Raw genomic sequence first — 5,565 nt, 5'->3', positions numbered from 1 at the left:
GTGTAACCGAAGCCCGGCTCCAGCGGCTCGATCACGAACCGGGAACGGAACTCGTCGACGACCTCTTCGGTCAGCGAAGGGCGCTGAGCGATCAGCATGTGGTGGTGCCTCCAAAATCCGGCGCCCTGTACGACGCCATCGACACCGCACGCTACGGCAATCCGACCCTACCTTGCGCCCAACCACCCGCCGACGCCGGGCAAAGAGCTGTCCTCGGCGCTCGCAACTCCACGACGGGGGCCCGAGAACCGGGGCGCGCTCACCGAACCCCATCTCCCGCCGACACGACGTATGCAGGCGCTTCGTCGGCCGCTGCGAAGATACACCTCAGTCGGCAGCCGAGAGGCACACCGCCCGGACGTGCTTGACCCAACTCCGTTGCATCACACCAGGGTTACGCGTCGAACTTCTCTTCGGGGCCCGCGCGCCCGGTCCGGGTGATCGGACGACCGCTTCACAGGCCGCACGCGCTTTCCGGTGGATCAGGCAACTGCCCCACTCAGCCCGCACCGGCGACCAGCGCCTCGCCGAGCGGGGTGCGCCGGTACAGCACCGACCGCCCGGAGCGGGCGCGGACGAGCAGACCCGCCTCGCGCAGGATGGCGAGGTGGTCGCCGACCGCGCCGGGCGCCATGGCGAGGCTTCGGGCGAGGTGGCTGGTGCTGGCCGGAGCGTCCAGCGCCAGCAGCAGCCGCGCTCGGGCCCGCCCGACGAGAGCGGTCAAGGCGTCCGGCCGGGGGGCGCTCTCCTGCTCGCCCCACAGGGCGGCGGTGCCGCGGGCACGATAGATCAAGGTCCTGGGCCAGGGGTCTTCCAGGTGCGCGGCGATATTCGAGACGAAGACCGAAGGGATCAGCAGCAGACCGTCACCGGCGAGGTGCACTGTGCCGACTTGAGGGAAGTGGCCTATCTCGATCCCGCCGGCCTGCCAGGCGATGCTCGGGTGCAGACTCTCGATGGCCGCGACCCATCCGTGCTCACCGATCACACCCACCCGGTGCACGACATCGCGCTCGCAGATCGCGCGCAACTGCGGCCAGTCCGCGGCGAGCAGCTCCTGCCACGCCCGGTCCATCGCCTCGGCGATCCTGGAGACGGCGTCCGCCGAGTCCAGCACCGCACGTACGCGAGGATCCCGGGCGGACGGGCCGGTCGCGTACGTGAGGATTTCCTGACGGGCCGCTGCCGGCGGTGTGGCCCGGATCATGGCCAGGTCGTCCGCCCAGGTCTGGTTCAGGCCGCGCGGAGGCGGTGCGACGAAGTCCGGTCCGCCTCGGCCGCTGTGCAGGGCGAGGACGGCATTCAGTTCGGTCTCGCGGCGAAGCCGTTCGAAGGCCGGCCGGAGCCGGGCGGCCCAGGCTCGCGGCAGTGGGCTGTCGTGGGCGGCGAGCGAGCGCAGCAGGAAGCAGAGGTCCATCGTGGGCGACAGCGCGAAACGGCTGCGCAGCAGATCCTCGACGGAGACTTCGAAGCGGAGCACCCGGCGACGTTACCGCAGGCCGCCGGCGCAGATTCGTCCAGCGACGAATCATTGGTGAGGGACAGGAGCGCATCGCGAGGCTGGCCGTCATGACCACAGCAGCCGAGCCCGCACCCGGCCACCACCGTGCCACCTACCGGGAGGTCCTTGCCGAGCCGCGTTTCCGGCTGCTCTTCTGGACCCGCGCCGTGTCGATCACCGCGGACGCGCTGCGGATCACCACGTTCTCGGTGCTCGTCTTCTCGGCCACCGGCTCCCCGCTGCTGAGCGCAGTGGCCTTCGGCATCGGCTTCATCCCGCAGCTGTTCGGCTCACTGCTGCTCGGCTCGCTGGCCGACCGGCTGCCGCCTCGCGCGCTCATCACCGGCGGCTACGCCTTGACGTGCGCCGCCGCCCTGCTGCTCGCCGTCGTGCGGATGCCGATCGCGGCAAGCCTCGGAGTCGTGGCACTGGTCTCCCTGGCCACACCGGTGTTTCACGGCGCGTCGAGCCGGCTGGTCGCGCAGTCACTGGAAGGCGACGCCTATGTGCTGGGCCGGTCGCTGAACAACATCGCCGGCGCCGGAGCCCAGTTGTCCGGCCTGGCGCTGGGAGGCGCGGTCGTCGCGGCACTCGGCCCGCGCCGCGCGCTCGCGGTCAGCGCGGTCCTCTACCTCGGCTGCGCGCTTGCGGTCCGGATCCGGCTGCCCCGGCTGCAGCCGGGAGAAGCCGGCGACAGCGGCGCCGTCCGCGCAAGCCTGCAGGGTGCGGGCCTGCTGTTGCGCGGACGCACGGTCCGACGACTGATGCTGGCCCAGTGGCTGCCCGTCGCCTTCGTGGCGGGCGCGGAAGGCCTCATCGTCGCCTACGCGGGAGAACGCCACTTCGCGCCCGGCTGGTACGCGGTGCTGATGGGCTGCCTGCCGGTCGGCATGCTCGTCGGCGACCTGCTGGTGGGCCGACTGCTGCGACCGCCCACCCGCGAGCGACTCGTCGTCCCGCTGATCGCACTGACCGGACTGCCGCTGCTCGGCTTCGCCGCCGAGCCGGGAGTGGCCGCCTCGTCCTGTCTCCTGCTGCTCAGCGGCTTCGGATACGCCTACGGCCTCGGCCTGCAACGGCCGTTCCTGGACGCCCTGCCGCAAGAGGGCCAAGGCCAGGCCTTCGGCTTGCTCGGCTCCGGCAGCATGACGCTCCAAGGCGTCGGGCCGGTCTGCGTGGGTTCGGCGGCCGCAGGCATCGGAACCGGCGGCGCGATCGCCCTGGCAGGCGGCGCGGTGGCGCTCACCGCCGCCTGGATCCTCACCTGGCACCCACCCACTTCCGCATCTTGAGACCACGATCAATCCATGGAAGGTTCACGCCACATGATCGATGCATTCGCCGAAGAGGCCAAAGAGCACCTGCACAGCAGACTGCGGCGGGACCGCGACGCGCTGCTCTGGAAACTCGACGGCCTGTCCGACTACGACGCCCGCCGACCGCTCACAGAGACCGGGACCAGCCTCCTCGGCCTGGTCAAACACGTGGCCAATGTCGAAGCCAGATACTTCGGCGAAGTCTTCGACCGGCCTTCCCCCGAACCGCTGTGCCGATGGCAGGACTCCGACGGCAGCGACCACTGGGCGGCCGAGGACGAGACCCGCGACCAGATCATCGACTTCTACCGCCGTACGTGGGAACACTCGGACGCGACGATCAACGAGCTCCCCATCGACTCTCCCGGCCACGTGCCGTGGTGGCCGGGGGAGTCCCCCAACACCAACCTGTTCGCCGTCATGGCCCACGTCCTCACCGAAACCATCCGCCACACCGGGCACGCCGACATCCTGCGCGAGAGCCTCGACGGCCGCACCGGCCTACGTGCCGAACACGAGAAGCCGATCGACAGGCAGGCCCGCGCCGCCCACTACGCGAGGATCGATCAGGCCGCCAGATCGGCCCCATCAACCACGGCGTAGCGGCACTCAGTTGGTCATACGACGCAGCCACCGGAGCAAGCGCGTGGTGGTGCCGCGCGGACGACATGATCTGTGCGGTCCGTACGGGGAATCGAGAGCTCGGCGCAGGCATGGCCTGACCCTCAGCCTTCCTACCAGGCGGCAGGCTGGGCGATCATGGACACTTCATCGGAGTGTCGAACGGGGTGGAGCATGCAGGGCGCGGGGGCCAACGGCTTTGTACTGCGGCGGGCCGAGCAGCCGGGAACATCTCCTGAGCCCGGGCGAAAGCCCGGCTACGCGGGGGAGGTGCCCGGGCTCGGGCCCGTGCAGACATGGTGGGAGGACGGGGAGCGGGACGGTCCGTACACGAAGTTCGCGCGGCACGTCGTCACGGGCGCGGGGATTCCCCAAGTGGCCTTCGAAGGAGTGCAGTTCGGCAGACTGCCACTGCCCGCACGCGTGAGGCTCCAGGTCGCCGGGCAGCACGGCAGAGTAAGCCGACGCCGCAGCGGCGTGACGCGACAAGGGCGTGCGCTGCGGATCGAAACGGCCGGCCGGATCTACCGGTACCGGCAAGGCGCCGACATGATCGAGCACCATCTCGTACGCGACGGCGGCGCCACGGTGCGGGTCACCAGGGACCGTTGGCGCGACTCCAAGCGCGTGGAGTTCTCCACGAGCGGCCCGGTGGATGCCATGGACATCGCACTGGCGCTGCTGATGAGCGGCGTCTACACCCGTCACATGTCCCAGACGGGCCGCTGGATGTCACTGCCTCTGCGCTTCACGAACCGGTGGCTCGGCTACTTCGGGGGGTGAGCCCGAGGCTGGCTGGGACCGACCGAAACCTTCGGTCGCCTTGCATCCGGTGGATCCGTCGCTCGCGGTGGCGCACAGCCGCCAGTTACGGCGCTGGAGGCGGCCCCCCGGTCCGCCCCGTACAGGCCTGGGCCGACCTGTCGGCGCTTCAGCCGACCGGATGGCCCGGCGCAATGTCGGATGCGTCGCTCAGCCGGAAGATGCCCTTGCTCGGTGACGCCGTGGCGCCGTACTCGACCGGATCGAGCAGCAGGCCGACATGGTCACCGGAGTCGCTGCGCTCGACGATCCGGCCGACGAACCAGGCCGTTGCGGCATCGAGGACGGGCACACCGGCATGCTTCGGAGTCCACGCTACGCTCGCGAACTTGTCCGTGTCGTCGCCCGTCCGTCCGCCAAAGAGCTCCGCGAGGCCGTGCTGGTCGGTCGTCAGCAGATGGACACCGACGTGGTCGGCCGCCTGCGCGATACGGAAAGTCCGGTTCTCCTTGGACAGCCAGACGGTGAAACGAACCGGCTGGATCGAACTCTGCGAGGCGAATCCGACCAGGCAGCCTGCCCGCTCGCCGTTCGCCGCGACGGTCACCACGTACAACGGATAGTCCAGACGGTCGATGAACGCGTCCATGACGTTCTGTCACTCCTCTCATGGGCCTCGCATGCGCCCTCGCAAGGCGTGTCAGCCGCGTCGCCGCCCAAGATCGCCGCAGGATGGGCACAGTCCGTTTCCGGCGATCACGGGAGATGACGTGAGCAGGTCTTGTCGGCGCCTCCTGCTGTGGGCCCTCCTGCTGGCGGGGACGGCGAGTGCATGCGGCACCGTAGAGGAACGGCGCGATGCCGCCGAGGCTGCCACCACCCGCTTCGAACAAGCCGTACGGACCGGCGACGCAGCGGCGATGTGCCGCGCACTGGCGCCTGCGACCCGTGCGGAACTGGAGCAGTCCAGCGAGGCGACCTGCACCGATTCGGTGCTGGGCGAGGACCTTCCCTACGGCGGAAGGGGCCGCACCGTGGACGTGCACGGCCGTCAGGCACGTGTGGTGCTGCAGCACGACACGCTGTTCCTTTCGCAGTTTCCCGACGGCTGGAAGATCGTCGCCGCCGGGTGCCGCCCGCAGCGCAGTCAGCCGTACCAATGCAGGGTGAAAGGCAGTTGAGGCGATGCGGACGATGTTCCTGCTGTGCCTGACGGTGGTCCTCGGGGGCCTCACGTACTTCACCGCCGTAGGACTGATGCACCGGTGACACTCCCCCGCCTGAAGGTGGGGGCTTCTCGGCTCGCGCCGGGAAGCTTCCTGCTTCATAGCCGACTGCCCGCCCGGCCTACGCCGTTGGGGTCTT

At 69.8% G+C, this 5,565-nt stretch carries 6 protein-coding genes and 1 pseudogene; 4 read left to right on the top strand and 3 right to left on the bottom strand.

Annotated features, from left to right (window positions below; translation table 11 throughout):
* Window positions 1-98 (bottom strand): annotated as a pseudogene (locus H9Y04_RS45370) (DNA-directed RNA polymerase subunit alpha); the annotation flags it as partial.
* A gap of 401 nt (window positions 99-499) precedes the next feature.
* Window positions 500-1,480, bottom strand: a complete 981-nt coding sequence (locus tag H9Y04_RS45365) for a winged helix-turn-helix domain-containing protein (protein ID WP_187820109.1) — start codon at window positions 1,478-1,480, stop codon at window positions 500-502.
* 89 nt (window positions 1,481-1,569) lie between these two features.
* Between H9Y04_RS45365 and H9Y04_RS45360 the strand changes: the two genes are divergently transcribed.
* The 3 genes from H9Y04_RS45360 (at window position 1,570) to H9Y04_RS45350 (ending at window position 4,221) form a co-directional block, all read left to right on the top strand.
* A complete protein-coding gene (locus tag H9Y04_RS45360; RefSeq protein ID WP_187820108.1) occupies window positions 1,570-2,793 on the top strand; it encodes an MFS transporter in 1,224 nt (407 codons plus the stop codon).
* A 33-nt stretch (window positions 2,794-2,826) separates the two neighbouring features.
* Window positions 2,827-3,420, top strand: a complete 594-nt coding sequence (locus tag H9Y04_RS45355; protein ID WP_187820107.1) for a DinB family protein — start codon at window positions 2,827-2,829, stop codon at window positions 3,418-3,420.
* Between the two features lie 192 nt (window positions 3,421-3,612).
* Complete coding sequence (locus H9Y04_RS45350) at window positions 3,613-4,221, top strand: hypothetical protein (RefSeq protein ID WP_187820106.1); 609 nt, start codon at window positions 3,613-3,615, stop codon at window positions 4,219-4,221.
* A gap of 148 nt (window positions 4,222-4,369) precedes the next feature.
* Here the strand turns inward: H9Y04_RS45350 and H9Y04_RS45345 are convergent, their stop codons facing one another.
* Window positions 4,370-4,849 (bottom strand): flavin reductase family protein, encoded by a 480-nt coding sequence (locus H9Y04_RS45345; protein WP_187820105.1) that lies wholly within the window; start codon window positions 4,847-4,849, stop codon window positions 4,370-4,372.
* Between the two features lie 271 nt (window positions 4,850-5,120).
* Between H9Y04_RS45345 and H9Y04_RS45340 the strand changes: the two genes are divergently transcribed.
* A complete protein-coding gene (locus H9Y04_RS45340) occupies window positions 5,121-5,381 on the top strand; it encodes a hypothetical protein (protein ID WP_236072294.1) in 261 nt (86 codons plus the stop codon).
* Window positions 5,382-5,565: the final 184 nt, after the last annotated feature.

Source organism: Streptomyces polyasparticus (assembly GCF_014493765.1).
Taxonomy (GTDB): Bacteria; Actinomycetota; Actinomycetes; order Streptomycetales; family Streptomycetaceae; genus Streptomyces; species Streptomyces polyasparticus.
Note: the sequence above shows the minus strand (reverse complement) of the source record. Positions and strands in the feature narration are given on the sequence as shown.